We start from the raw sequence: 26,554 nt of genomic DNA, 5'->3' as shown, positions 1-26,554 counted from the left end.
CGATCAGCACGCCCGCTCGATGCGGCCGATCAAGGCGTCGATGTCAGAGATCTTCTTGAGACGGCGCTTGCATGCCCTGTCGAGATACCAGGCTCTGCCGATGCTGAAGCCGAGAAAGGGCAAGGCCCAGAGAAGGCTGACGGCATTCAGGAGAACGAGGCCGAGAAACGACAGCGACAGGATCCAGGACTCGATCCGGCCAAAACCTTCGGTCAGTTGGTTCTTCACCAGCAATTGCTGGCGCTCGATCAGCAGTTGGAACTTGGCATGATCCATTCTCGACGGCTGCGGGACCGTGGAAAGCGCGCCGCGCAGATTTTCGAGCGAGCCCCTGATATCGCCCAGGCGCAACGATCGTTCCGGCGTATGGGTGTCGATCGCAACCGGCGTGAATGCCGTCATGACTTTGCGATAGAACATGACGAGCGCGGGCGGCCGGTTGTCCTGATCCGTCCGAACCTCTCCGTGCTCGAAGCTGTCCGTGATGTGGTTGCGGCTCCGGGCCGCGATCGTCACATCCGTGCTCCGGACGCTCCGTTGGAAGGAAATGGCGACATGCCTGGCGATCGCAATTTCGAGCGCGGCTTCGGCCCGTTCCGTCGACATCACTAGCCTCCTTCGCCTTGAGAGCATGGGACGCGGCAGCGCCACGCTCGCAGGTTCCTCAACGTGAAGGAACGTGGTTAACGCATGATTAATCAGGAGCGAATCCCGCGGTCAGTTAGGAGGATTCTCCAAACCTTCGTCGCTTGCTCTCATAGCCTCAGCGCTGATCGTCCGGGAGCATTCCGGCGAGGTCCTGGAGGAACTTGATCGATGCGGGCGGGCGGCCTTCCTGTTCGGCGATCTTGATGATGTTGTTCAGGATATGGGCGATCTCGCTCAGCTTGGCGACGCGTCCGGCCGACAGGACGTGGAAGAAGGTCGAGAAGGCGACCGCGATGGCTTGATCGTGTTCCTCGAGCCTGCGGCACTGCTCCTTGAGAGCCTTGATGTCCCTTTCCTGGGCCGAGACGATCTCCACCAGGGTCAGCATCTGTTCGGCCAAGGTATCCACGGAAGCGTTCATGTCGATTGAGCGTCCCAAATCTTCGATGTCTGAGCGGGGTGAAGGGGTGAAGTCGTCGGCGACGTGGTGCCGGAGCGACGCGCTGACGGAGTGGAGCGTGGATGATACGCGATCCTCTTCGTACGGGCGAACATTGACCTTCGTGGATGTCCGTTGGCCACGTGCGGCTTCGGAATCATCCCGGCCGATCCTGGGCAACCCGGTCGCGCGGGTGAACCTGGACATCGTGTGCCGCAGGAAACCTCGCAACTTTACTCGAACCTCGGAAATCACGGTCTCACGCCTGCTCCGCCAACCTGCACTCGGTTCTCCTGGGGAGGAGGGCCTCAATGACGGTAGCATGACTTCGACACGAATGCTTCAGGGGGCTTTTGTTGAATTCAGCCCCTGGCGTAGAGCAGCCGCGCCCGGATGGTTCCGTCGAGAGCGCGGATCTCGTTGAGGGTTTCGCGACTTTGCCCCGGCAGCCCTTCCGCTTCGATCACCACATAGCCGATCTCGCCGTCCGTCTGCAGGTGCTGGCCCGTGATGTTGAGGCCGCGCTGCGAGAACACGTTGTTGAGGCGCCCGAGAATGCCGGGCACGTTCCGGTGCACATGGATGTAACGTGTTCCCATTGCACGGGACGGGAGCTGGACCTGCGGAAAGTTGACGGCCCCGACCGTCGTGCCGACATCGGAATACTCGACGAGCTTCTTCGCGACCTCGGCGCCGATGCGCTCCTGCGCCTCTTCCGTCGATCCGCCGATATGCGGTGTCAGAATAACGTTGGACAGGCCCTGCAGCGGCGTGACGAACGGTTCCTTGTTCGAGGCGGGCTCGACGGGGAATACGTCCACGGCGGCGCCACGCAGGTGGCCGCTCCGAAGGCCCTCGGCCAAGGCGTCGAGATCGACGACGGTGCCGCGGCTGTTGTTGATGAGATAGGCGCCCTTCTTCATCGAGGCGATCTCGGCCTTGCCGATCATGCCGTGCGTGGCCGGCGTCTCGGGAACGTGCAGGCTGACCACGTCGCTCTGGCTCAAAAGCGCATGCAGGCTGTCGGCCGGCTCCGTGTTGCCGTGGCGAAGCTTGTCGGTCTGGTCGAAGAAGATAACCCGCATGCCCATGGCCTCGGCCAGGTACGAGAGCTGCGAGCCGATATTGCCGTAGCCGACGATGCCGAGGGTCTTGCCGCGGACCTCATGGCTGTCGATGGCGGATTTGTCCCATTGTCCCGCATGGGCCGCGGTGGATTTGGGGAATGTGCGCCGCAGCAGCATGACGATCTCGCCGATCACGAGTTCGGCCACGCTTCTTGTGTTGGAGAAAGGAGCGTTGAAGATCGGAATGCCCGCGTGCCGCGCGGCTTCCAGATCCACCTGGTTGGTGCCGACGCTGAAGCAGCCTACGGCGATCAGCCTGTTCGCGGCTTGCAGGACTTTGCCCGTCAACTGCGTCCGGGAGCGAATGCCCAGCAGATGAACGCCCTGCAGACCCTCGATCAGCTCGGCTTCGTCGAGGGCCGTCTTGAGATGGGTCAGGTTCGTATAGCCGGCACCTCTGATCAGGTCGACAGCACTGTCGTTCACGCCTTCGAGCAGGAGAACGCGGATCTTGTCTTTCTGAAGAGAGAACATCTCGGACATGTCAGCTCCAATTCACCATGTGCGGGCATGGCATACCGCGCGGGAGCGGGGGCGCAAGCCCCTTTCGGCGCATCGCGCCCATGTGCCGGAGGGCAGGGCGGCCGCGACCGGAGGAGCCTCATACCTCCAATGCGTCGTCCCGCCCAGGCCGGTCTGGGTTATGATGAGTCAATCCGGCTGCAGCGGCGGCCGGTCAATGAGACGGGAGCCGGTGCCGGATGTACGCACGGCTCCCGTTCCATTTTCGCGACAATCTCTCGTTGCCTCGAACTTGACCGATCGGGTACCATGGGATGTCCCTGAGATCGCTCGCCCAAGCTTGGATTCGGGCTGCCGAGGGGCGATTTTCCGTCTTTCGATTGGCATCTCAACCTGTCCGGTCTATGGATATTGTTTCACACTCCCTATTCGTGCCGCTGCTCGCTGGGCCGGTTTTCACAAGAAACTCGAATGCCGGGCTCAAGGCTTTGAACGACGGGAAGGCGCATGTTTGCGGGCGGTAAAGAAGATCATAAGGAAAAGAATACCGGCGATGGGCAGGAAAACGTAAGATTGGAAGACGTCTCGCTCGAAATGATGTCCGCCCAGCGCAAGAAGCTTGCCGTTCATATGGACAATATCGGTCATGGGCTGATCGTTCTACTGCCGATTGCGATGGCGGCGGCCAATCGATCCTCTCCATTGTTTCTGGCCTGTGCCGCCTTTTGCGTTCTGGCTTCACGCCTGGCCTCCGGGGCCATCAGGCTCGATCGTTCAGCGTTCGGGACAATACCAACGGGCGTCGCGTTTCTCGTCCTCTGCGGGATCGCCTATCCCCTGATCTCCCTGGCTTGGGCAATCCGGCCCGATCTAGGCCTGTTCTCCTGGGGTGAGGCCGTGCTCCCCGCCGTGTCGAGTGCCGTCCTGATTGTCGGCTGGCGTGCGGCCCCGCCGCCGCGATGGATGGCCGGAGCCCTCGCAGCGACGATGCTGATCACCGCAGGATTAATCACGGTCGAGCTTCTGCTCGATTTTCCGTTGAGGCGTCTTCTGTCCCATCGCATCGACGGCTTCATTTACAACCGGCCGGTGGTCACGCTCTTGCTCCTGCTGGCACCGGTTCTCGTCCTGGTCGGATTTCGCCGGAATCGCATGTTCTGCCTCCCACTGCTGTTCCTGGTCGTGGCCACCATCCTGCTCTCCGACAGCGAAGCCGCAAAGCTCGGCCTGCTGACTGCGACCGGGACCTTTGCGCTGAGCTACGCCCCCTTCATCTGGGTGAGGCGGTTGCTGACGATCGCCCTTCTCGGGCTGATCTGGATGCAGCCCTTCTTCGGGAGCGTCATGAGAAGCGTGCCCGATACCGTGATCGAGGCCACCAAGGCAGGCCATTCGCGGGAGCGCATCGCCCTGTGGCAGGCCTTCAGCGACGTCACCCACCACTATCCGGTCTTCGGAACAGGCTTCGGGTCCTCGCCCCAAATGGGCAGCCACCCGGTCGCGGCCAACATTGACCGGGCCTATCGGCAGATGCTCAGGATCGGACATCCCCACAATGCCTTCCTGCAGGTCTGGGTCGAGCTGGGAGCCGTCGGCGCCCTGCTTTTGTCCGCGCTCATCCTGTGGATCCTGAGCTGCCTTTCGAGAGCGTCAGCCGACATCCGCCGCGTGGGCCTGATGACTCTCATGATGGCCAGCGCCATCGCCCTCGTCAGCCATGGTGCATGGCAGGGATGGTGGATCGCCGCCGTTGCCCTCGCGGCCGCGCTCCTGACCCTCCGTCCGGTCCAGTCGAACCCCACGAGGTGACGGCAGGCGGTTGAGGCCGCGCCTGAACTGTCAGGCTCGGCACTGTGGCCAAGGTTCTAAAGCATCGGACCCAAAAGTGGGTCCGATGCTTCTTCCTAAAGTATGTGCATCGTTGATGCGGAAAACCGGGTCCAATTTTCGCTGCGCGGCCCTCTGGGTCCGCACAATGCTCTAATCGTTTGTTTTTTCGTATCTTTCCACGCAAAACCGGTTCCCACTTTTGCGTTCGATGCTCTAGGTGGAAACAGACCCGGGATCCTGCGTGGCCCTCGGGTCCTGCCACGGGCAGCCCCACAGGCCGCTCTCCCTTCAAACCCCTCGCAAGTGTGGTGAATCCGCATGTTCGACTGGATCGTCAGCCTCATGGACAGGGCCGGGTATCTCGGCATTGCCCTTCTCATGCTGCTGGAAAATCTGTTCCCGCCGATCCCGTCCGAGGTGATCATGCCGCTGGCGGGCTTTTCCGCCGCGAAGGGCACGCTCAGCTTCGCGGGCGTGGTCGCCTCCGGGACGCTCGGTTCACTGGCAGGCGCCTATTTCTGGTTCCTGATCGGCCGCTGGCTCGGCCTGAAGCGCCTCAAGCTTTTCGCCGGCCGGCACGGGCGCTGGCTCACCCTCCATCCCGACGGGATCGATCGGGCCGGGGGCTTCTTCGCGCGCCATCAGGCGGTGGCGCTGTTCCTGGGACGGCTGGTCCCGGCCATCCGGTCCATCATCTCCGTCCCGGCCGGCGTCTATGACGTTCCGATCCGAACCTTCCTCTTCTGGAGTTCCCTCGGGACCTTCCTCTGGACGCTTCTGCTGGCGAGCGCCGGATATCTGCTGCAGAGCCAGTACGAGCGTGTTTCGGAATGGCTTAATCCGGTGTCGAACATCGTCTTCGCCGGACTGGCAATCTGGTACTTGGTCAGGGTCATCCGATTCAAGGCGCCGGAATCCTCCTGAGCCCTGGCGCTGAAAACTTCACCCGAATGCGCATCAAGTTCGGGCAAACATTTGCCGCTGATTCAGCGGGCAGCCGTTGCCATTCGCGGGAACTGCCTAATAACTTACACAGTTCAATTCCGATGGGCGCGCAACCTTGTGACTGATGGGTGAACCCAGTCCGGTTTGGCGCGGCATCTGGTCGGGCACGACATCAGGATGAAGGGCAGTCATGGACAAGCAAATCGAAGAACGAATCCGTGAAAGGGCATATGAGCTCTGGATGCGGCACGGGAGCATTCACGGCCGTGCCGATGATTATTGGTATCAGGCCGAGCGCGAAGTTCTCGGCCAGGGCGATGAGGATGAGGGAACGAAGGCGCCGATCATCGATCCGGCACCCTTGGGCATGACGAGCATGACGGTGGATGAGGAGCTCACCAGCCCGGCGGCACCGAAGACCCGCAAGAAGCGCGGTTCCGCAGCCGCTCCTGCGGCAGCCGCGCCCGTCGCGGAAGGTGGCGAGGCGCCCGTAGCAGTTCCGAAGCGCAGGCGCACCACGCGCACGACATGAGTGCGTGAGACGACACGAGCCTTCGACCCGTGCGGCCGGAGGCTCGAGGGGCAAGAGCAAAACTGAGGCCGACATCAATAAGCAAGAACTTGCGGGCGGTTTCAGCGTCTATAGAGCGGGGCAGGTGGCTGCCGTTGATGTGAGGAACCCGGTCTTGCCTATTTCAAGAGTATTCAACGCCCCTCTCTCCCGCCACGCGATGGCTTACATTCTCGCCGGCGGACGCGGCAGCCGCTTGATGGAGCTGACCGATATCCGCGCCAAGCCCGCCGTGTATTTCGGCGGCAACACGCGGATCATCGACTTCGCCCTGTCCAACGCCCTGAACTCCGGCATCAGGCGTATCGGCGTGGCCACGCAGTACAAGGCGCACAGCCTCATCCGCCATCTCCAGCGCGGCTGGAACTTCTTCCGCGCCGAACGCAACGAGAGCTTCGACATCCTGCCTGCGAGCCAGCGCGTCTCCGAGACGATGTGGTACGAGGGCACGGCCGATGCGGTGTACCAGAACATCGACATCATCTCGAGCATCGACCCGGAATACATCATCATTCTTGCGGGCGACCACGTCTACAAGATGGACTACGAGATCATGTTGCGGCAGCACGTCGATTCAGGCGCCGACGTCACCGTCGGCTGTCTCGAAGTGCCGCGCATGGAGGCGGTCGGCTTCGGCGTGATGGCCATCGACGAGACGGACCGGATCATTTCGTTCCTGGAAAAGCCTGCCGACCCTCCGGGCATGCCGGACAAGCCCGACATGGCGCTGGCCAGCATGGGCATCTATGTCTTCAACACCCGCTTCCTCTTCGAGCAATTGCGCCGCGACGTGGAAACGCCCGGCTCGAACCGGGATTTCGGCAAGGACATCATCCCCTATCTCGTTCAGCACGGAAAAGCCGTGGCCCATCGCTTCACCACGTCCTGCGTCCGCTCTGGCGCGGAAGCCGGCGGAAGCGACGCGGAAGCCTACTGGCGCGATGTGGGAACCGTCGATGCCTACTGGGAAGCCAACATCGATCTCACGGCCATCGTCCCGTCGCTCGATCTCTACGACCGAGACTGGCCGATCTCGACCTTCTCGGAGACATGGCCTCCGGCGAAATTCGTTCACGACGAGGACGGACGGCGCGGTCATGGCATCAACTCGCTGGTCTCCAGCGGCTGCATCGTGTCGGGGGCGGCCCTGCGACGGTCGCTCGTGTTCACGGCCGTCCATCTGCATTCCCATGCCGACGTGGAGGGCGCCGTCATTCTTCCCTTCGTGGAGATCGGTCGAGGAGCGCGGCTGAAGAACGTGGTCATCGACCGCGGCGTGCATATCCCCGACGGGCTGGTGGTCGGGGAGGATCCCGAGCTGGATGCAAGGCGCTTCCGCCGCACCGAGAAGGGCGTGTGCCTCATCACCAAGCCGATGATCGAGAGATTGGCGGAATGAAGTCTCTGAACGTTCTGTCGGTCGCGTCGGAGGTCTTTCCCATCATCAAGACAGGCGGACTGGCCGATGTGGCCGGCGCCCTGCCGTCAGCGCTTGCCGAGGAGGGCGTGACGGTCGTGACGCTCGTGCCGGGTTATCCCGCGGTGCTCAACGCCCTGGAGAACGCGGAAACCTTGCATCAATATCCCGCCTTCTTCGGGGGAACGGCGCGGCTCCTGTCCGGCCGGGCCGGAGGTCTCGACCTCTTCGTCATCGATGCGCCCCATCTCTTCGAACGACCCGGCTCGCCCTATCTCGCGCCGAACGGCCGCGACTGGCCGGACAATGCCCGGCGTTTCGCGGCGCTCAGCCGAGCGGCCGCCGATATCGGCCAGGGGCTGATACCGGGTTTCACGCCGGATGTCATTCACGCCCATGACTGGCAGGCGGGCCTCGTGCCGGTTTACCTGAGCCTCACCGGCAATCCGCGCCCCGGCACTGTCGTCACCATTCACAACATCGCGTTTCAGGGCATCTTTCCAGCCGACCTCCTGTTCGAGCTCGGCCTGCCGGCCAGCGTCTTCACGGTGGATGGCGTCGAGTATTACGGGCAGATCGGGTTCCTGAAGGCGGGCCTGCAGCTCGCGGACCGCATCACCACCGTGTCGCCGACCTACGCCAAGGAGATCCAGACGCCCGAGGGCGGGATGGCGCTCGACGGATTGCTGCGCGCCCGGTCGGGCATCGTGTCCGGCATTCTCAACGGCATCGACGACAAGGTGTGGGATCCGGCGACGGATCAGAACTTGGCGCTCACCTATGACCGCGCCAGTCTCGAGCGGCGGGCGGCCAACAAGCGGTTGCTTCAGGAAAGACTTGGATTGAAGCCCGATCCCGATGCGCTCCTCTTCGGCGTCGTCAGTCGCCTGTCCGAACAGAAGGGCCTCGACCTCGTGCTTGCAGGTCTCTCGCGCCTGCTCGCGGATGGCGCGCAGCTGGCTCTGCTGGGAGCGGGGGATCGCGCTCTGGAAGAGAGCTTCCAGACGGCGCGCGTCGTCTATCCGGGCCAGGTTGGATGTGTGATCGGCTACGACGAGAAGCTGGCTCATCAGATACAAGGCGGAAGCGACGCGCTTCTCGTGCCGTCGCGGTTCGAGCCCTGCGGCCTGACGCAGCTCTGCGCCATGCGCTACGGGAGCATCCCGGTCGTGTCGCGTGTGGGCGGATTGGCCGACACGATCATCGACGCCAATGAGATGGCCATCGCCACCGGCGCCGCGACGGGCTTCCAGTTCGGACCCGTCACTCTCAGTGCAACCCTGGATGCGATCGACCGGGTGAAGAACCTGTGGCGCGACAAGGACGCCTGGCAGCGCCTGCAGGGGAACGGCATGGGGGCAGACCTGAGCTGGCGCCGCCCGGCGCGGCAATACGCCGATCTGTATCGCAGTCTTCGCGCGTAACGAGGATGGAATCCTGAAAAGCCTTCCCCTCCGTTGATGTGCCCTTCCGGGAATGACACTCGCCACGTCATCACCGGCCTTGTGCCGGTGATCCCGATTGATTAAAGCGCAGCGCTTTTCCGTATCGGGATGGCCGGGACAAGCCCGGCCATGACGTCATGGGGTCAATGAGCAAAAGGCCGGTGCTCACACCTGTTTCAGGTCATGCGCTCCTCTTCTTCTCCGCCTTGCGCTGCTTCTCGGGCTTCAGCTGGAAGAGCAGCAGGGAATGGGCGGTGACGGTGTATTCCTTGCCGAACCTGAATTCGGCCGGCGCTTCCAGATCGGGTTGGTTGGTGTCGATGTGACACATCCAGGCTTCGCCGCCCACTACCTCGGGCAACGTGCACTTCACCACGTCATGATGCGCGTTGAGGATCAGCAGCAGGGTCACGTCCGTGCCGCGCCGGCGGATGCCCGTCGGCTGGGCGCGGCCGTCGAGCAGGATACTGATGCAGCGGGCATTCGGATCCTGCCAATGCTCCGGCGTCATCTCGTCCCCGGCAGGCGTGAGCCATGTCACGTCCTTGACGTCGAGTTCCTCGTTGTAGACGCCCGACAGGAACCGGCCCCTGCGCAGGATCGGCAGGTTCTGGCGCAGCTGAATGAGCTTGCGGGTGAATTCGAGAAGCTCGATCCCGTCGTCGTCGATCCCCTCCCAGTCGATCCAGGAAATCTCGTTATCCTGGCAATAGGCGTTGTTGTTGCCCTGCTGGGTCCGCGCGAATTCGTCGCCCGCGAGCAGCATCGGCGTTCCCTGAGAGAAGAGCAGGGTGGCGAGCATGTTGCGCATCTGGCGCAGCCGAAGCGTACGGATTTCCGGATCGTCGGTCGGCCCCTCGACACCGTAATTGGAAGAAAGGTTATGGTCGTGCCCGTCTTTGTTGTCCTCGCCGTTCGCCTCGTTGTGCTTGTCGTTATAGGAGACGAGGTCGTTCAGCGTGAACCCGTCATGGGCGGTGATAAAATTGACCGAGGCCCAGGGCCGGCGTCCGCGCTTGTTGAAGATGTCGGCCGATGCGGTGATGCGCGAGGCGAGTTCCGGCAGTTTTCCTTCCTCGCCTTTCCAGTACGCACGCACCGTGTCGCGATAGCGGTCGTTCCATTCCGCCCATCCGGGCGAGAAGCGTCCGACCTGATAGCCACCGGGTCCGCAATCCCATGGCTCGGCGATGAGCTTGACCTGGCTGAGAGCCGGATCCTGCCGGCAGGTATCGAGAAAGCGCCCGTCCTCTTCGAAGCCGTGGGGTTCGCGGCCGAGGATCGTCGCGAGATCAAAGCGGAAGCCGTCGATCTTCACCTCCTGGGCCCAGTAGCGCAAGGAGTCGGTGACCATCTGCAGCACGCGGGAATGGCTGAGATTGACCGTGTTTCCGGTGCCGGTGTCGTTGATGTAATAGCGCTTGTCGGGCGCGAGCCGGTAATAGGATGCGTTGTCGATGCCCTTGAAGGACAGCGTCGGCCCGAGCTCGTTGCCTTCGGCGGTGTGGTTGTAGACCACGTCGAGGATGACCTCGATCCCTGCGTCGTGGAGATGGCTCACCATCTCCTTCACTTCGTTCACGAAGGGCGTCGCAAGATAGCGTGGCTGCGGGGCGAAGAAGCCGATCGAATTGTAGCCCCAGTAATTCCGCAATCCCTTGTCGATGAGGTAGCTGTCGTCCACGAAGGCGTGGATGGGGAGCAATTCGACGGCGGTGACGCCGAGATTTCGGATGTACTCGATCACCTCATGCTGCATGAGGCCCGAGAAGGTTCCCCGCAGCTCGCGCGGCACCGCCGGATGCTGCATGGTGAAGCCGCGCAGATGCGTTTCGTAGACGATCGTGCGCTCCCATGGCGTCTGCGGCCGGCGTCCGCGTCCCCAGGTGAAGGCCGATTCCACGACGCGGCATTTGGGCATGAACCGCGCGCTGTCCCGCTTGTCGAAGGACAGGTCGGCGTCCGGCGAGCCGATGGTGTAGCCGAACAGGGCCGGGTCCCAGGTCAGATCGCCGATGAGCTGGCGGGCATAAGGATCGAGCAGAAGCTTGTTCGGGTTGAAGCGGTGGCCTTCCTTCGGATCGTAAGGGCCGTAGACGCGATAGCCGTAGGTGGTGCCGGGCCGCGCATCGGGCAGGTAGCCGTGCCAGACCTCGTCCGTATATTCAGGCAGTTCAACCCGTTCGAGTTCAGTCTTCCCGTCGAGGTCGAACAGGCAGAGCTCGACCTTGGTGGCGTTGGCGGAAAAGATGGCGAAATTGACCCCCAGTCCATCCCAGGTCGCTCCGAGGGGATAGGGCAATCCTTCGCGTACGCGGGATGTCCGCCTGACATTCGGGGCAACGATCTGAGCCGAGGAAAGCTCACGGGTATCGACTTTGTCGTTCATCGAGGGTCTCGGGAAACAAGCGGAGCAAAAACATTCATTGCGACAACGCGCGAGCCTGCATGAGGTCCCGTACAAGCGGAACTATATGTTCGTGCCGGAGCCTTCCTGATCGAGGACGAGAATGAGCGTCGCCAGAGGCGGGATCGTCAGGTTCAGGGAGCAGGGACGGCCATGGCTCGGCGTCTCGTCGGCCATGACTCCGCCGAGATTGCCCACGTTGCCGCCGCCATACTGGCCGGCATCCGTATTGACCGCCTCGCGATAAAAGCCCGGCAGCGGAACGCCGATGCGGTAGGCTTCCCGGACGACCGGCGTGAAGTTCGACGCCACGATAGCAATGGAGGTCTCGTCGTCACCGCGCCGCATCCAGGCGATGACGCTGTTGTCGCGGTCGTCGGAGACCAGCCACTCGAATCCCTTCGCCTCGCAATCGCGCTCGTGCAGGGCGGCGGTGGACTGGTAGGCGCGGTTCAGGTCTCTGATCAGCGACTGCACGCCCTTGTGGTAGGAGCTGTCAAGAAGATGCCAGTCGAGACTCTCGTCGTGGTTCCATTCTCGCTCCTGCGCGATTTCCCCGCCCATGAACAGGAGCTTCTTGCCGGGATGACCCCACATGAAGCCGAAATAGGCGCGCAGATTGGCAAAACGCTGCCACTGGTCGCCCGGCATCTTGCCGAGTAGCGATCCCTTGCCGTGAACCACCTCGTCGTGACTTAAGGGGAGGATGAAATTCTCCGAGAAGGCGTAGAGCAGCCCGAAGGTGAGATCGTGATGGTGGTACTGGCGGAAGACCGGATCCTTGCTGATGTAGCGCAAGGTGTCGTGCATCCAGCCCATGTTCCATTTGAACCCGAAGCCGAGACCTCCTGCGTAGGTCGGCTGGGACACGCCGGGCCATGCGGTGGATTCCTCCGCGATGGTGACTGCGCCCGGCGAGGTGGCATAGGCGACCTCGTTCATCTTGCGGATGAAGTCGATGGCGCCGAGATTCTCGTTGCCGCCGTAGCGGTTGGGAATCCACTCTCCGGACTTTCGCGAATAATCGAGGTAGAGCATCGACGCGACCGCATCGACCCGCAATCCGTCGAGATGGTACCGCTCCAGCCAGAACCGGGCATTCGCCACGAGGAAGCTCATCACCTCCCGGCGTTCGAAATTGTAGATGTAGGTGCCCCAATCCTGGTGAAAGCCCAGGCGCGGATCGGCATGTTCGTAGAGATGCGTGCCGTCGAAATAGGACAGCCCGTGCGGGTCGTTCGGAAAATGCGCCGGCACCCAATCGAGGATGATGCCGATCCCGGCAGCATGTGCCGCCTCGACGAAAGCGGCGAAATCCTCCGGCGTGCCGAAACGGCTTGTCGGCGCATACAATGAGATCGGCTGATAGCCCCATGAGCCGTCGAAGGGATACTCGGTGATCGGCAGAAGCTCGATATGCGTGAAGCCGAGATCCTTCACATAGGGAATGAGACGCACGGCCAATTCGCGATAGGTCAGGTAGCGATTGCCTTCCTCGGGGAGGCGCGCCCATGAGCCGAGATGACACTCGTAGATCGACATCGGCGCCTTGCGGTGGTTCTGCGCGGACCGAGAAGTCATCCACTCCGAATCCTGCCAGTCGAAACTCGGAGCGCTTTTGAGAATGGAGGCGGTTTCCGGCGGATGCTCCGCCGCGAAGGCGATGGGATCGGCCTTGAGGGCGAGGAGATTGCCGTGCAGGCCGATGATCTCGAACTTGTAGCGCTGATCAGGCGTGACATCCGGAACGAACAGCTCCCAGATCCCGCCTTCATGGCGGCGGCGCATGAGGTGGCGCCGCCCGTCCCAGGAGTTGAAGTCGCCCACCACGCTCACCCGGCGGGCATTGGGCGCCCAGACGGTGAACAGGAAGCCTTGAATGCCTCCGAGATCCAGAAAATGCGCCCCAAGCTTCGTATAGACCGCATCGCTCGTCGGATCGCCGATCCTCATGAGATCGTCGTCGGACAGGAAGGTGCCGAAGCTGTAGGGATCGTGCCGGATTTCCGTGGCGTCGTGCCGCTCGATCCGCAGCCTGTAGTCGGGCCGCTCGGGAGCGCTGAACGAAGCGACGAGCAGGCCGTCCGGAGGCCTCCGCTCCATCGGGGCGAGAACGGTCTGTCCGTCGCGGTCGAGAACCGTCACGGCATCGACATCCGGCACGATGGCGCGGATCTCCCATCGGCCGGGCGAAACTTCATGCGGCCCGAGCACGGAGAAGGGATCGCCCGAATTGACGATCTCGGCAACCGATGGCGGTTCGGCCGGGCGCGGCGATGCGCTCTGCGATCCACGACGGTGCTGATCCATTCGGTTATCCCCCTTCATCCACTGTCCCATAGGTGCTCTCGGAGCGCCATGGCGGCCGCTCCTCCGAGAGGTTTCATTATGGAGCAGGTGCTGGCTTGGACCAGAAGCAGTGCGGCTCCTAAAGGGTTCCGGGCGAATCTTTGTTAATGCGGGACGCCGTCGTCTCCATCGCGCCTGAGAACGACAAAGGGCAGAGTGCCCATGAGCGAAGCAATCGTCTCGCGATCGGACGTGATGAGAATATCCTCTCCCGTGAGCACGTTTTTCCAGCGCCCATGGGGCAGCGGGATTGCTGTGTCGCCCCAGGTGATTTGATCAGGGAACAGACCCTCGCTGTCCGCCAAACCATTCCAAAGGCGCGGCACGATGATGGCAAGTGCCGTCTCTCCCCGCTGCCTGAGATAGCCGAGCAGATGGGTCGAAAGCTTGCCCGTGACCGATAAGGGCCGGTAATCGCCCTCGGCGTAAAGATCCGGGGATGCCGCGCGATCGTGAAGCAGCCGCATGAGAACACGCTGCTTGATCCGATCGTCGGGCCAGGTCTTCATCAGGGTCGCAACCGGCTCGTTCGTGTCGAGCGCCTTGATCCGGGCTTCGTAATCCACCGGCCGCCGGTTGTCCGGATCGACCAGGGAGAAGTCCCAGAACTCGGTGCCCTGGTAGATGTCGGGGACCCCCGGCAGAGTCATCTTCAGGATGGTCCGCGAGAGCCCGTTCAGCATGCCCAGACGAGAAAGACGCCGGGCCAACGGTTGTAGGCGATCGAGGACGCGGTTCTTCGGATCGAGCACCGCATGAAGGAGCTGACGGGCCGCTCCCTCATAGGCCTCGTTCGGGGCAACCCAGCTCGTATGCCGCTTGGCCTCCCTCAGAGCCTTGGTGAGGTATTCTTCCATCCGCTCCTGAAATGCCTTCAGCTGCTTTCCATCGGTACTTTCAAGCAGCTCCAGGGGCCATGCGCCGAGGAGGGCCTGGAGCAGGATCACCTGATCGTTGGCATCCGGCGCAGGTGCGCCTTCCACCTCGGACAGGTGAGGACCAATGACGTCCCGCCAGAGGTCGAGCGCCCGTGCCCATTCCTCCGGCATCTCCGAAAGCGCGAGCAGGCGCGCCCGCGCATCCTCGCCGCGCTTCGTGTCGTGCGTCGCGGTGGCGATCATCGCATGCGGCCAGTCGCGCGCACGATCCGCATTCGACCGGTGGAACGCTTGCGGAGAGAGGCCGAAATGGCCCGGGTCGCCGCCGACTTCGTTGAGCGCGATCAGGCGGCCGTAGCGATAGAACAGGGTGTCCTCCAGGCTCTTGGCCATGACGGGGCCCGTGAGTTGCTGGAACCGCCGCCGGAAGCGGCGGATGTCGGCCGGATCAGCTTTTGCCTTGCCGAGAAGGGCTGCGGCGATGAAGTCGTGCATGCCGCGGTCCGGAAGGGTGCTGGATTGTTGCGCCTCCCGAACCGTCTCCCCGATCAAGCGGATATCCTCCTGCGCGGGCTCCCTCTCGCCGAGGTAGCTGCGATAGACCGGGAAGGACGCGATGATCTCCACAAGGGCTTGGCGTAGGGAGAAAGCCGTATAATCCCGCGTACGCCGGTCGGCATCGGCGATGGCCTTGATGTCCGATACCAGAACCTCCACCTCGCTGGCGAAATTCTTTCCAGTGATCTCGACCTTGGCCTGTTTCAGCAGGTCGTCATAGGAGCCCTGAAGGCCTGAAGCCTTCCGGTAGATCTGTTCGAAGGTGTCGCCTGCCTCGCCGTCCACGAGAATGCCGTCGATCACGTTGAGCACGTCATAGCCCGACGTTCCTGCGACCGGCCAGGGGCGCAACTCCTCGCCGGGCTCCAGGATCTTCTCGACCGCCACGAAGAAGCCCGGCCCCACCTTCCGCTGAAGGGCGCGGGTATAGCTCTCCGGATCGGCGAGCCCGTCGATATGGTCGATCCGCAAACCGTGGACGAGGCCATCGTCCACGAGGCGGACGATGAGTTCGTGCGTCTTCTCGAAGATCTCCGGAATCTCGACCCGGATTCCCGCCAGGGTGTTGATGTCGAAGAAACGGCGGTAGTTAATGTCGCTCGATGCCACCCGCCAGTACGAGAGCCGGTAGGCCTGGGCCTCGAGGAGGCGGTGCAGAATGTTGAAGCTTTCCGCCTGACCGGCAACGCCGTTGACGACGGCAACCGCGCTGTCGATGGCCTTCCTCACGGCTGGCGAAGCTGCGACTGCTTGGGCGAGTTCACGCTTTATCGTCTCGGCTTTTTCCGGTGAGGATGCGCTGTCCTCCAACGCCCGCAGGCGTTCGGTGAGGACGCGCAATTCACCGGTCCTCGTCTCGTCGGCGAGGGCGGCGAGCGCAAGATCGAGCACGACCGGATAGGTCGTCGGGCGTATCGGGAATCGGTGCTCCCAGTGCCAGACGCTGAAGGAGCCTTCCATGGCGTCCAATTTCAGCTGGAGTTCACCCTTCTCCAGCACTTCCCCATAAAGACCGCCGAGGGATGGAACGATCAGCTTGCCGTCGGCGCCGGGCCGCTCCCAGTCGATGTCGAAGGCCTCAGCCACGGGTGAGAACCGGCCCCATTCCAGCACCGAGAGCCACCAGCCGTTATCTTTTCCCCCCACGCCCATGTGGTTCGGAACGATGTCCAGGAGGAGCTTGAGGCCATGCTCCTTCAGCGCTGTCGAGAGGCGGCGGAAGCCCTCTTCGCCGCCGAGTTCGGGATTGATCGTCGAATGGTCGACGATGTCATAGCCATGGGTCGATCCGGGCGCGGCCGTCTGGATCGGCGAGGAATAGACGTGGCTGATGCCGAGCTTCGCCAGATAAGGCACGATCTTCACCGCGTCGTCGAAGGTGAAGTCCTTGTGGAACTGCAGGCGGTAGGTGGCCCGGGGCGGAGGCGACGCGAGGGTGTTGCGTCGGGCGCGGGCGTCCCGTCCTTCCTCCGCCAGGGCGACGGCGAGCCTAGGCATCAGGCTTCCCGGCGAGGCGATGGTCTCGATGGTGTTCGACAGGCGCCGCCGCCAGTTGGGGTGGCCCGCATCCATGCCCGGCATGTTGGGCTGGTTCAGTTCGCCCGAAGCATCCTCGATCTGCAGGGCGGTGAGGACGGAGGATGTGCGGCCGAGATAGCGGATCGTTTCCTCGAGCGGTGGTTTCCCCGGAAGATGGGACGAGGGGAGGAGGCCCTCCTTGGCCAATGCATCCGTGAGGTGCTGCCTGTCGGCAGCTCTGGCGAGGCGCTCATCGGCCGCCTTGGCGGGATCGAAGATCCCCAGCGTCTGGCGCAGGTCGATGTCGAGGCCGCGCCACCAGCCGGTGAGGGTCGGCAGGTCATGGGTGGTGATGACGGCCATGGCCGAGCGCGGATAGTCATCCGGCTTCTTGAAGGCAGATCCATCCCGCTCGAAGGGCAGGACCCGGTAGCTGAGGACGCCCGATTCCATGATGGCATTGGAGAAGCCTTCCGGGGCCGTGCCGAGATCCTCCGCGATCACGAGACACTGGGCGCGGTGGCTCTCCACGCGCAGCACCGCCAGCATCGCCTCGAACGGGTAATCCACATAGGCGCCCTGGGACGCAGGAGCGCCGGACGGGATGAGGAATAGCCGTTGCAGCTGGAAGGCATGGTCGATCCTGATCGCTCCGGCATGGCGCATATTGGCCGAGACGAGGTCGCGGAACGCGGCCAGTCCCTGCTCCTCCAGGGTGAGCGGGTTGAAGGGCGGCAGGCCCCAATCCTGCCCCTGGGGGCCAAGCGGATCCGGAGGCGCCCCGATGGAAAGGCCGGGGGCATAACGCTCCGGCGTCGCCCATATCTCGGAGCCGCCGCCGTCGGCACCCACGGCGAGATCCCGGTAGAGGCCGATGGGAAGCCCAGCGTCGCGGGCCTGTTCGGCCGCCTGCGCGAGCTGGGTATCGGCCAGCCATTGCAGCCAGGCGTGGAAGGTCACCCGTTCCGCCTGATCCATGCGAAACCGCCTGACGGCGACGGAATGGACCGAACGATAACCCTCGGGCCAATCGCCGCTCCAGAACCGGCCCTGCTCCCGGAAATGCTCGGAGAGGGCTTCGAAAGTCGCATGAGCCTCCAGGGCTTCGCCGCCGGCCCGCCGGAACGCCTCGAAGGCGGCATGGTCGCCGGACGCCTGGAAATGCTTCCAGAGGGAATCGAGAAGCGGGCGCTTGAGAGCCCAGACCTCGGCATAATCGATGAGCTGGGCACTTCGGAGACGGGCGAGGCGCGCCTGCACGTCCGGCTCGTCGAGAAGCGCTGCGCCGCCGCTCTCCTTGAACCCTGCAACCGCTGTCGGGTCGATATAGATGGACTCGAGGAAGAGCCGTGAGGAGGGAGAATAGGGCGAGATCTTCGAACGATCCGAGGCGAAGAGCGCGTGGACCGGGCTGAGGCCCAGGAAGGCGCCGCCGAGGCGGCCGACGCTCTCGGCCGCCAGCGACACGTCCGAATAGTCGCCGATGCCGAAGTCGCGCTCGGATCGCAGGGAGTATATCTGTGCGGCCGCGCCCCAGAGCCTTGCCTCCCCCTGGAAGGCGTCCGGCTCCCAGCACCGGCCCGGCGCGGCGATGATGGTCGTCTCCCTGTCTCCGAGACGGAGGCGGTGATAGCCTGTCGGCAGGGCGGGGAGGTCCAGGTCGCTCTCGTCCGTGTCGAGGCGTCCCTCATGGACCGCGCCGTTCTCTTCGATCAGGATCCAGGATTGCGAACCGGGAGCCGCGCGGAATTCGATGGTCGAAGGCGTGTCGGCATCGACCGTGACGACGGCCGGGACCGCACCGTTCTTCAATCGCTCCAGCCGGCCGAGGCTCTCGTGAGCATTTGCCTCGGACGAGATATCGAGACCGAGAGCCGTCAGCAGTGCTTGCCGGGTTTCCAGGCTGGTCTCCACGCTGTTCCCGAATGCATCGGTGTAGTCAGACGAAATACCGACAAGGGCGGCCATGCGCTCCAAGAGAGCGTCCAGCTTGCTCATGCCGATTGTCCTTTCAAGATGATGCCCGACCAGGGCGGGAGCTGAAGGTTTGTGCTGCTCGCATCGATGTTGGGGCCAGCCCAGAGCGCGCGCGCGCCGTCTTCGAGGCGTACCGTCATCGGAGCGCCGCCGAAATTCGCAAGAAGGCGGAGCATGCTCTCGGCGAAGCGCCAGCTCACGTCGAGCGTGTTCTCCGGCGACACCTTATATTGCGAACCGCGATATTCGCTCTTGAGCAGCGGAACGATTTCCCTCCGCCTGATGCCGAGGAGATGACGGGTTCGTGACAGGAATTCGCGATGCGGCGAACGCTCCAGCTCCGGCCAGTCGAGCCTGGAGTGCTCGAAGGTCGCTCGATCCGTCGGATCGGGAATCCTCTGTGACATTTCCGGATCCGTGAAGGCCTTGAAGCGCTTGAACTCGCCTCGCCGCCCATCCCGAACGGCTTTGGCGAGATCCGGCTCACTCTCGAAATCGACGAAGAACTGGAACGGCGTCGAAGCGGCCCATTCCTCGCCCATGAACAGCATTGGGATCTGCGGCGAGAGAAGGGAGATGGCTTGCGCGAGTTCGAGGCGCTCCGGCGGGATCAGGTGTGCGAGGCGCTCGCCGAAAGCGCGGTTGCCGACTTGATCGTGGTTCTGCAGGAAGGCCACAAAGGCGCTCGGCGGCAGATGTCCCGACGGCTCGCCGCGGACGATGCCGTCCTTATGCGGGGAAGGATCGCCCTGATAGGCAAAGCCTTCCGCCAGCGATCGGCCGAGATGCTGGAGCGGCCTGTTCGCATAATCCTCGTAATAGCCCTCGTTCTCCCCGGTCAGGAGCGCGTGCCAGGAATTGTGGACGTCGTCCGCCCATTGGGCTGTATGAAGCTTCGGCTGGCGTGTCTCGTCGCGATTGAGCCAGCGCGCCTGGTTAGCCTCGTTTTCGAGCACGAGATGAACGTGACGATCGGGGATCGTCTGCCTGATGCGGTTCGCAAGTTCCTCGATGAAGTGCGGCTGACCATCGTCGACGATGGCATGGACCGCATCGAAGCGAAGTCCGTCGAAGTGAAACTCTTCCAGCCAGTAGAGTGCATTGTGGAAGAAGAAATCGCGCACCACGCGGCTGCCTTCGCCATCCACGTTGATCCCGGCGCCCCAGGGGGTCGGGTGGCGCTCGGTGAAGAAGGTCTTGGCATAGGCGTGGAGATAATTTCCGGACGGCCCGAAATGGTTGTAGACCACGTCGAGGAACATCATGAGGCCAAGCTCGTGCGCGCGCTCAACCAGACGCTTGAGATCGTCCGGGCTTCCATAAGCCGCGTCCGACGCATAGGGCAGAACGCCGTCATAGCCCCAGTTGCGACGGCCCGGGAACTCGCCGATCGGCATGAGTTCGATGGCCGTCACGCCAAGGTCTCTCAATCTTTCAAGCTTGGCCATCAGGCCCGCATAGGTGCCCTCCGGCGTGGCCGTTCCCACATGGACCTCATAGAGAATGGTCTCCTCCCAGGGTCGGCCCTTCCAGGAGGTGTCGGACCACACGTAGGATTGCGGATCGACCACGAGGCTGAGCCCGTGAACATCGTCGGGCTGGAAGCGGGACGCCGGATCGGGCACGACGAGATTGCCGTCGATCCTGTAGCCGTAGCGGCTTCCGACATGCGCCTGCCCGGAGACATGACGATGCCATCCATCGGCATCCGCCTGCAGCGGATGATTGTTGCCGTCGAGCACAAGGCTCACGTCGCGCGCCGTCGGCGCCCACACGGCAAAGCGAATGCCATCGGAGGTTATCTCTGCCCCAAAGGGCATGGAGTGAACGCGCCGCATCGGATCCCCGGAATCTCTTCATGGAAGCACTTGCGAACGAGCATCTTAAGGCAATGTTCCAGCCAGCACCAAAAAAACAGCCAAGCTCGGATTCCATGCAACGCTTCCCGTGTCGGCAAGCTCGGCCGTTATCGCTGATTGGGGTACTCGCAAATTTTCTCGATTTTCTGCGGAACCGATGACGGGGGGAGATAGTTTAACTGCGCGACTGCCTTTGGCGCGGGGGTCGCTGGGGATCGCGCCGCTGAGCGAACATGCTGGAATCATTTCAACTGGAAGCCGATGCGGCTTTCCCGACAACGGCGCATGCCGAATTGCAGGACAGCATCCCGCCGTCCGTTTCCGTTAAACGACGTCAGTCCATCCTTTTCGTCACATCCGAGATCGCCGATTACATCAAGGCCGGAGGCCTCGGCGAGGTTTCCGCCGCGCTTCCGCGCGCTCTTCGCCGGCATTACGACGTCCGCATTCTCATCCCGGGCTATCGTCAGGTTCTGTCGCAGATCGGGCCTGTGGAGGAGGTTGCCCGTCTGCCGGCTTCCTTTGGGATTCCCGCCTGCGGCCTCGGGCGCGGCACGACGCAGGACGGCCTGACGGTCTACGTTCTGCTCTGTCCCGAACTCTATGACCGAGACGGCTCGCCTTACGTCGACAGCTTCGGCATGGATTGGAGCGACAACGATATCCGCTTCGCGCGCCTCGGCCTCGCGGCAGCCGATATCGCCTGCGGCAGCGGCGATCCCTTGTGGCGTGCCGATCTCATGCATCTCAACGATTGGCCATCGGGGCTCGCATCGGCCTATCTGGCCTGGCGCGGGCAACACATCCCGACCATCCTGACAATTCATAACCTTGCCTATCAGGGCAATTTCGACCGCAGCCGCCTGTCGCATCTCGGTATTCCCGATGCGGCATTTCAGATCAACGGCGTCGAGTTCTACGGCAAGGTCTCCTTCCTGAAGGCTGGCATCTATTACTCGTCTCACATCACGACGGTCAGTTCCACCTATGCCCAGGAGATCACCCGTCCGGAATTCGGCTGTGGCCTCGACGGTTTGTTGCGGACGTGCGCCGAGCAGGGGCGACTGGACGGCATCATCAACGGTATCGACGAGAGCTGGGATCCGAGCCGGGACCCCTATCTGGTGAGCCCGTTCTCGGCGGAGAACTGGCGCGGCAAGCGCATCAATGCCGACAGCGTGCGCGAGAATTTCGGACTGGCCCTGTCGAATGGGCCGCTCTTCGCCGTCGTGTCCCGCCTGGTTCACCAGAAGGGCGTCGATCTCGCCATCTCGGCGGCGGAGACCATCGTCTCGCAGGGCGGGCAGATCGCCGTCATCGGCCAGGGCGAGCCTCGTTTCGAATCCGAGCTGCAGGCGCTCGCAAACCGCCATCCCGGTTCCGTCGGCGTGAAGATCGGTTACGACGAGGGCGATGCCCGTCGCATGTATGCGGGCAGCGACTTCCTGCTCATGCCGTCGCGCTTCGAGCCCTGCGGTTTGAGCCAGATGTATGCGCAGCGTTTCGGCTCCCTGCCGATCGCGCATCGAACCGGCGGACTTGCCGATACCATCGAGGACGGCATCAACGGGTTCCTGTTCGGTGAACCGTCGCTTCACCGTTTCATGGACGCCATTCGGAGAGGTCTTGAAGCCTTCCGTTCGCGACCTCGCTTCACGGCCATGCGAAGGGCTGCGATGAGCAGGCCGCACGGTTGGGACCGGTCCGCTTCCCGTTATCAGGAAGTCTACGAGCGCGCCCGACAGACAGCACTCGCCTAGTCGCTGCTCATCATACAACAGATGGACAATGGGCTGACGAATGTTCAGCCCATTTTTCGTTCATTCCGGCCGGAGAATGGACGAAAATGAGATGATGTTTCAGCCTTATTCTTAAGCCTGTGCCGCTTTTTCGGGCACGGACCGCATGGCCATATCCCTGTCGCCTTCGGAGGAGAAATCACCCAGTCCTGAAGCACAAGGCGTTATTCGAGCTGGCATGGTTCTTGCGTAATTGCCCGGCGTTGCACCTGAAACAGGGCAGCCAAGGGAGAGGACCTATGTCGATGTTGAAGATGACCCGCAGACACCTGATGGCGCTGGCCTCCGCCGCGCTGGTTTCCGGCACTGTCATGGGAACGGCGCAAGCGCAGGAGACCATCAAGGTCGGCGTTCTGCACTCCCTGTCCGGCACGATGGCGATCAGCGAGACGACGCTGAAGGACGTCATGCTGATGCTCATCGAGGAGCAGAACAAGAAGGGCGGTCTGCTCGGTAAGAAGCTCGAGGCGGTGGTCGTCGATCCTGCTTCCAACTGGCCTCTCTTCGCCGAGAAAGCACGCGAGCTGATCAGCCAGAACAAGGTCTCGGCCGTGTTCGGATGCTGGACCTCCGTGTCGCGCAAGTCCGTGCTGCCGGTGTTCAAGGAGCTCAACAGCATCCTCTTCTACCCGGTGCAATATGAGGGCGAGGAAAGCGAGCGGAACGTGTTCTACACGGGCGCCGCGCCGAACCAGCAGGCAATCCCTGCCGTCGATTATCTGGCCAAGGAAGAAAAGGTCGAACGCTGGGTCCTCGCCGGAACCGACTACGTCTATCCGCGTACGACCAACAAGATTCTCGAAGCCTATCTGAAGTCTAAAGGCGTGAAGTCCGAGGACATCATGATCAACTATACGCCGTTCGGCCATTCCGATTGGCAGACCATCGTGGCCGACATCAAGAAGTTCGGCTCGGCCGGCAAGAAGACGGCCGTGGTTTCCACCATCAACGGCGATGCCAACGTGCCATTCTACAAGGAACTCGCCAACCAGGGCGTGAAGGCGACGGATATCCCGGTCGTGGCCTTCTCCGTCGGCGAGGAGGAGCTTGCCGGCATCGACACCAAGCCTCTCGTCGGACACCTCGCCGCCTGGAACTATTTCCAGTCCGTCGACACGCCGGACAACAAGGCCTTCATCGAGAAGTGGAAGACCTTCACCAAGAACGACAAGCGCGTCACCAACGATCCGATGGAAGCGCACGTGATCGGCTTCAACATGTGGGTGAAGGCGGTCGAGAAGGCCGGAAGCACGGATCCCGACAAGATCATCGACGCGATCGTGGGCGTCGAGGTCCCGAACCTGACCGGCGGCGTGTCCAAGATGCTCCCGAACCACCACATCACCAAGCCGGTTCTCATCGGCGAGATCAAGGAGGACGGACAGTTCGAAACCGTCTCGCAGACGGACGCGCTCGTCCCGGGCGATGCTTGGTCCAAGTACCTCGAAGGCTCAAAGGACCTGATTGCCGACTGGAAGGATCTCAAGTGCGGCAACTACAACACCGTCACGAAGAAGTGCGGCGCCTGATCTAGGCGCGCAATGCCACGAGGGCGGCCTGCCGGGCCGTCCTCGCCCGATCCTCCGTTCGAAGTTGATTGCATGACCAGCTTGCGCAGCATTCTGCGAGCCTTCGTTCTGCTCATCGGAACGATGTCGGCCGCCATGGCCGGGCCCTATGAGGGCGCCCTGTCTAAATTCGTGGCGGACAGCTATGCCGATACCGAGGTAGCCATCGGCGTCGTCGCCGGCAGCGGCCATGCGCAGGCCATGAACGTCATCGAAGGCCTGCGTAACGGAAGGCTTATGATTGCCGCAGGGCAGGTTTATATCCGCGACAGCGCCGGCCGCTTCAGTGATGCGGCGACAGGACAGACGGTCGAGGTTCCCGCAGGCGCGAAGCCCGTGCGGGTCAACAACCGTGTGCGCCGCGCCGTCGAGGCAGCGCTCGGCAGCATGACGCTGCTCAGCCCCGAGGCAGGGATCCGCATGGATGCAGCCCGTGCGGTTTTCCGCTCGCGCGATGCGGCGGCGCTCCCGACCCTCGAACGAGCCATCGTCCAGGAGAACGAAGTCGGCGTGCGGAATGCGCTCGAAAGCGCACGTGCCGCGATCCTTCTCAACAAACCCGATGCTTCATCTTCGGAAAAACTCGCCGCCATCGAAACCCTCCATGCCCGCGGCGATCAGGATGCGCTGGCTCTCCTGTCCTCATTGCCGTCCGGAACGTCGGCGGACGTATCCGATGCCGCGAGCAAGGCTGCCGATGGCATCCGCTCGCGGCTCGCGCTCTGGAACGGCGTGCAGAACGTCTGGTACGGGATCTCCCTCGGGTCTGTCCTGCTATTGGCGGCCATCGGCCTCTCCATCACCTTCGGCACCATGGGCGTCATCAACATGGCCCATGGCGAGATGGTCATGATCGGCGCCTATACGACCTTCCTGGTGCAGGAGGTGATCCGCACCCACGCTCCCGGTCTCTTCGGGGCCTCGCTGTTCATCGCGCTGCCGCTCGCCTTCCTGGTGGCCGGATCGATCGGCATCCTCATCGAGCGCACGGTCATCCGCTTCCTGTACGGCCGTCCGCTCGAAACGCTTCTCGCTACATGGGGCATATCCCTCATCCTGCAGCAGGGTGTCCGCACCATTTTCGGCCCCACCAACCGTGAGGTCGGCACGCCCGCATGGATGAGCGGCGCGCTTGAAATCGGCGGCCTGAGTCTCACCTATAACCGCATCGCCATCGTGGTCTTCGCCTTTGCGGTCTTTACGACCCTGCTCCTCGTGCTGCGGTATACGTCGCTCGGTCTCTATGTGCGCGCCGTCACGCAGAACCGGCGCATGGCGGGCTCAATGGGCATTCGGACCAACCGCATCGATGCCCTGGCCTTCGGGCTCGGATCCGGTGTTGCCGGAATCGCCGGCGTGGCGCTGTCGCAGATCGACAACGTCAGCCCCAATCTCGGACAGGGCTACATCATCGACAGCTTCATGGTTGTCGTGTTCGGCGGCGTCGGAAATCTCTGGGGCACGCTGGTCGGCGCCATGACGCTCGGCATCGCCAACAAGCTGCTCGAACCCTATGCGGGCGCTGTGCTCGGCAAGATCGTTCTGCTCATCGCAATCATTCTATTCATCCAGAGGCGTCCGCGCGGTCTCTTCGCGCTCAAAGGCAGGGCCGTCGAAGCATGACAAAGCAATCCGTGCTCGATCGCCAGAGCATCATCGTCCTTCTCCTGCTGGGAGCGGCCGCCATTCTGGTGCCGGTCCTGAACGTGGCGGTCTTGCAGGGATCTCCGTTCCACCTGTCGGACCATCTGGTGCCGCTGCTTGGCAAGTACATATGCTTTGCCCTGCTTGCCCTCTCGGTCGACCTGATCTGGGGCTTCTGCGGCATTCTCTCGCTCGGGCACGGAGCCTTCTTCGCGCTCGGCGGCTATGCGATGGGCATGTACCTCATGCGCCAGATCGGGCCTCGCGGCGTCTATTCCGATCCGGTCCTGCCTGATTTCATGGTGTTCCTGAATTGGAAGGAACTGCCCTGGTTCTGGCATGGGTTCGACTGGTTTCCGTTCGCCGTCCTCATGGTGCTCGTCGTGCCGGGCCTTCTCGCCTTCGTGTTCGGATGGTTCGCCTTCCGCTCTCGGGTGACGGGCGTCTATCTTTCCATCATCACACAGGCCATGACCTTCGCTCTGATGCTCGCCTTCTTTCGCAATGACATGGGCTTCGGCGGCAATAACGGATTGACGGACTTCAAGGATATCCTGGGTTTTCCGATTCAGTCTGCATCGACACGCATCGTGCTGTTCGTACTGTCGGTAGCCGCGCTCGCCGGCGGTTACCTCCTGTGCCGCTGGGTGGTGCATTCCAAATTCGGCAAGGTACTCGTGGCGGTGCGCGACGCGGAAAGCCGCACCCGCTTCCTCGGCTATCGCGTCGAGCACTACAAGCTCGCCGTCTTCACGCTCTCGGCCATGCTGGCCGGCATTGCCGGTGCGCTCTACGTGCCGCAGGTCGGCATCATCAACCCAAGCGAGTTCGCGCCGGCAAATTCCATCGAGCTGGTCATCTGGGTGGCGGTCGGCGGCCGTGGAACGCTGGCTGGACCCATCCTGGGCGCGCTGCTGGTCAACGCGGGCAAAACTTGGTTCACCGGCGTGCTACCGGAGTTCTGGCTCTTCGCGCTTGGAGGACTCTTCGTCTTCGTCACGCTCCTGATGCCGCGCGGCATCCTTGGCGCGGCCAAGGATCTCTGGACCGGCGCCAACCAACGGATGAGGTCCCGGCCTGTGCCTGACACAGTCTCGCAGGCGGCGGAGTAGG

At 62.8% G+C, this 26,554-nt stretch carries 16 protein-coding genes; 9 read left to right on the top strand and 7 right to left on the bottom strand.

All coding sequences use genetic code 11. The annotated features are described in order from the left end of the window. Positions 1–3: 3 nt before the first annotated feature. The 3 genes from AB4097_RS05395 to serA form a co-directional block, all read right to left on the bottom strand. Positions 4–606 carry a hypothetical protein gene (locus AB4097_RS05395; protein WP_442037582.1) on the bottom strand — a complete coding sequence of 201 codons (603 nt, stop codon included), beginning with the start codon at positions 604–606 and terminating at the stop codon, positions 4–6. Positions 607–763: 157 nt separating this feature from the next. Continuing rightward, positions 764–1,069 carry a hypothetical protein gene (locus tag AB4097_RS05390; RefSeq protein WP_442037581.1) on the bottom strand — a complete coding sequence of 102 codons (306 nt, stop codon included), beginning with the start codon at positions 1,067–1,069 and terminating at the stop codon, positions 764–766. A 380-nt stretch (positions 1,070–1,449) separates the two neighbouring features. Continuing rightward, a complete protein-coding gene (gene serA / locus AB4097_RS05385) occupies positions 1,450–2,697 on the bottom strand; it encodes a phosphoglycerate dehydrogenase (RefSeq protein WP_442037580.1) in 1,248 nt (415 codons plus the stop codon). Positions 2,698–3,249: 552 nt separating this feature from the next. Here serA and AB4097_RS05380 point away from each other — a divergent pair. The 5 genes from AB4097_RS05380 (at position 3,250) to glgA (AB4097_RS05360) (ending at position 8,863) form a co-directional block, all read left to right on the top strand. Then, complete coding sequence (locus AB4097_RS05380) at positions 3,250–4,485, top strand: O-antigen ligase family protein (protein WP_442037579.1); 1,236 nt, start codon at positions 3,250–3,252, stop codon at positions 4,483–4,485. Positions 4,486–4,824: 339 nt separating this feature from the next. Further along, positions 4,825–5,430, top strand: a complete 606-nt coding sequence (locus AB4097_RS05375; protein WP_442037578.1) for a DedA family protein — start codon at positions 4,825–4,827, stop codon at positions 5,428–5,430. 211 nt (positions 5,431–5,641) lie between these two features. After that, on the top strand, positions 5,642–5,983 hold the full coding sequence (locus AB4097_RS05370; protein ID WP_442037577.1) for a DUF2934 domain-containing protein: 342 nt from the start codon (positions 5,642–5,644) through the stop codon (positions 5,981–5,983). Positions 5,984–6,137: 154 nt separating this feature from the next. Next, positions 6,138–7,421, top strand: a complete 1,284-nt coding sequence (gene glgC, locus AB4097_RS05365) for a glucose-1-phosphate adenylyltransferase (protein WP_442037576.1) — start codon at positions 6,138–6,140, stop codon at positions 7,419–7,421. Next, positions 7,418–8,863 (top strand): glycogen synthase GlgA, encoded by a 1,446-nt coding sequence (gene glgA / locus AB4097_RS05360; RefSeq protein ID WP_442037575.1) that lies wholly within the window; start codon positions 7,418–7,420, stop codon positions 8,861–8,863. The genes glgC and glgA (AB4097_RS05360) overlap by 4 nt, the downstream gene beginning before the upstream one ends. A 202-nt stretch (positions 8,864–9,065) precedes the next feature. On the opposite strand, the gene glgX is transcribed toward glgA (AB4097_RS05360), so the two are convergent. The 4 genes from glgX to treZ form a co-directional block, all read right to left on the bottom strand. Next, the gene (glgX, locus tag AB4097_RS05355) at positions 9,066–11,273 is read right to left on the bottom strand and encodes a glycogen debranching protein GlgX (RefSeq protein ID WP_442037574.1); all 2,208 of its coding nucleotides are present in this window, start codon (positions 11,271–11,273) and stop codon (positions 9,066–9,068) included. A gap of 81 nt (positions 11,274–11,354) precedes the next feature. Next, positions 11,355–13,619 carry a 1,4-alpha-glucan branching protein GlgB gene (glgB, locus tag AB4097_RS05350; protein ID WP_442037573.1) on the bottom strand — a complete coding sequence of 755 codons (2,265 nt, stop codon included), beginning with the start codon at positions 13,617–13,619 and terminating at the stop codon, positions 11,355–11,357. A 125-nt stretch (positions 13,620–13,744) separates the two neighbouring features. Continuing rightward, positions 13,745–18,592: a malto-oligosyltrehalose synthase gene (locus AB4097_RS05345; protein WP_442037572.1), complete on the bottom strand. Its 4,848-nt coding sequence runs from the start codon at positions 18,590–18,592 to the stop codon at positions 13,745–13,747. Next, positions 18,589–20,409, bottom strand: coding sequence for a malto-oligosyltrehalose trehalohydrolase (gene treZ, locus AB4097_RS05340; RefSeq protein ID WP_442037571.1), 1,821 nt, complete (start codon positions 20,407–20,409; stop codon positions 18,589–18,591). The genes AB4097_RS05345 and treZ overlap by 4 nt, the downstream gene beginning before the upstream one ends. Before the next feature lie 254 nt (positions 20,410–20,663). Here treZ and glgA (AB4097_RS05335) point away from each other — a divergent pair, with 254 nt between their 5' ends. The 4 genes from glgA (AB4097_RS05335) (at position 20,664) to urtC (ending at position 26,553) form a co-directional block, all read left to right on the top strand. Further along, positions 20,664–22,190: a glycogen synthase GlgA gene (gene glgA, locus AB4097_RS05335; protein ID WP_442037570.1), complete on the top strand. Its 1,527-nt coding sequence runs from the start codon at positions 20,664–20,666 to the stop codon at positions 22,188–22,190. A gap of 311 nt (positions 22,191–22,501) precedes the next feature. Continuing rightward, on the top strand, positions 22,502–23,758 hold the full coding sequence (gene urtA, locus AB4097_RS05330; RefSeq protein ID WP_442037696.1) for an urea ABC transporter substrate-binding protein: 1,257 nt from the start codon (positions 22,502–22,504) through the stop codon (positions 23,756–23,758). A 72-nt stretch (positions 23,759–23,830) separates the two neighbouring features. Continuing rightward, positions 23,831–25,420: an urea ABC transporter permease subunit UrtB gene (urtB, locus tag AB4097_RS05325; protein WP_442037569.1), complete on the top strand. Its 1,590-nt coding sequence runs from the start codon at positions 23,831–23,833 to the stop codon at positions 25,418–25,420. Continuing rightward, positions 25,417–26,553 carry an urea ABC transporter permease subunit UrtC gene (gene urtC / locus AB4097_RS05320; protein WP_442037568.1) on the top strand — a complete coding sequence of 379 codons (1,137 nt, stop codon included), beginning with the start codon at positions 25,417–25,419 and terminating at the stop codon, positions 26,551–26,553. Before urtB ends, urtC begins: the two co-directional genes overlap by 4 nt. Position 26,554: the final 1 nt, after the last annotated feature.

It is taken from the genome of Microvirga sp. 2MCAF35 (assembly GCF_052115545.1).
In the GTDB taxonomy this organism is placed as follows: Bacteria; Pseudomonadota; Alphaproteobacteria; order Rhizobiales; family Beijerinckiaceae; genus Microvirga.
Note: the sequence above shows the minus strand (reverse complement) of the source record. Positions and strands in the feature narration are given on the sequence as shown.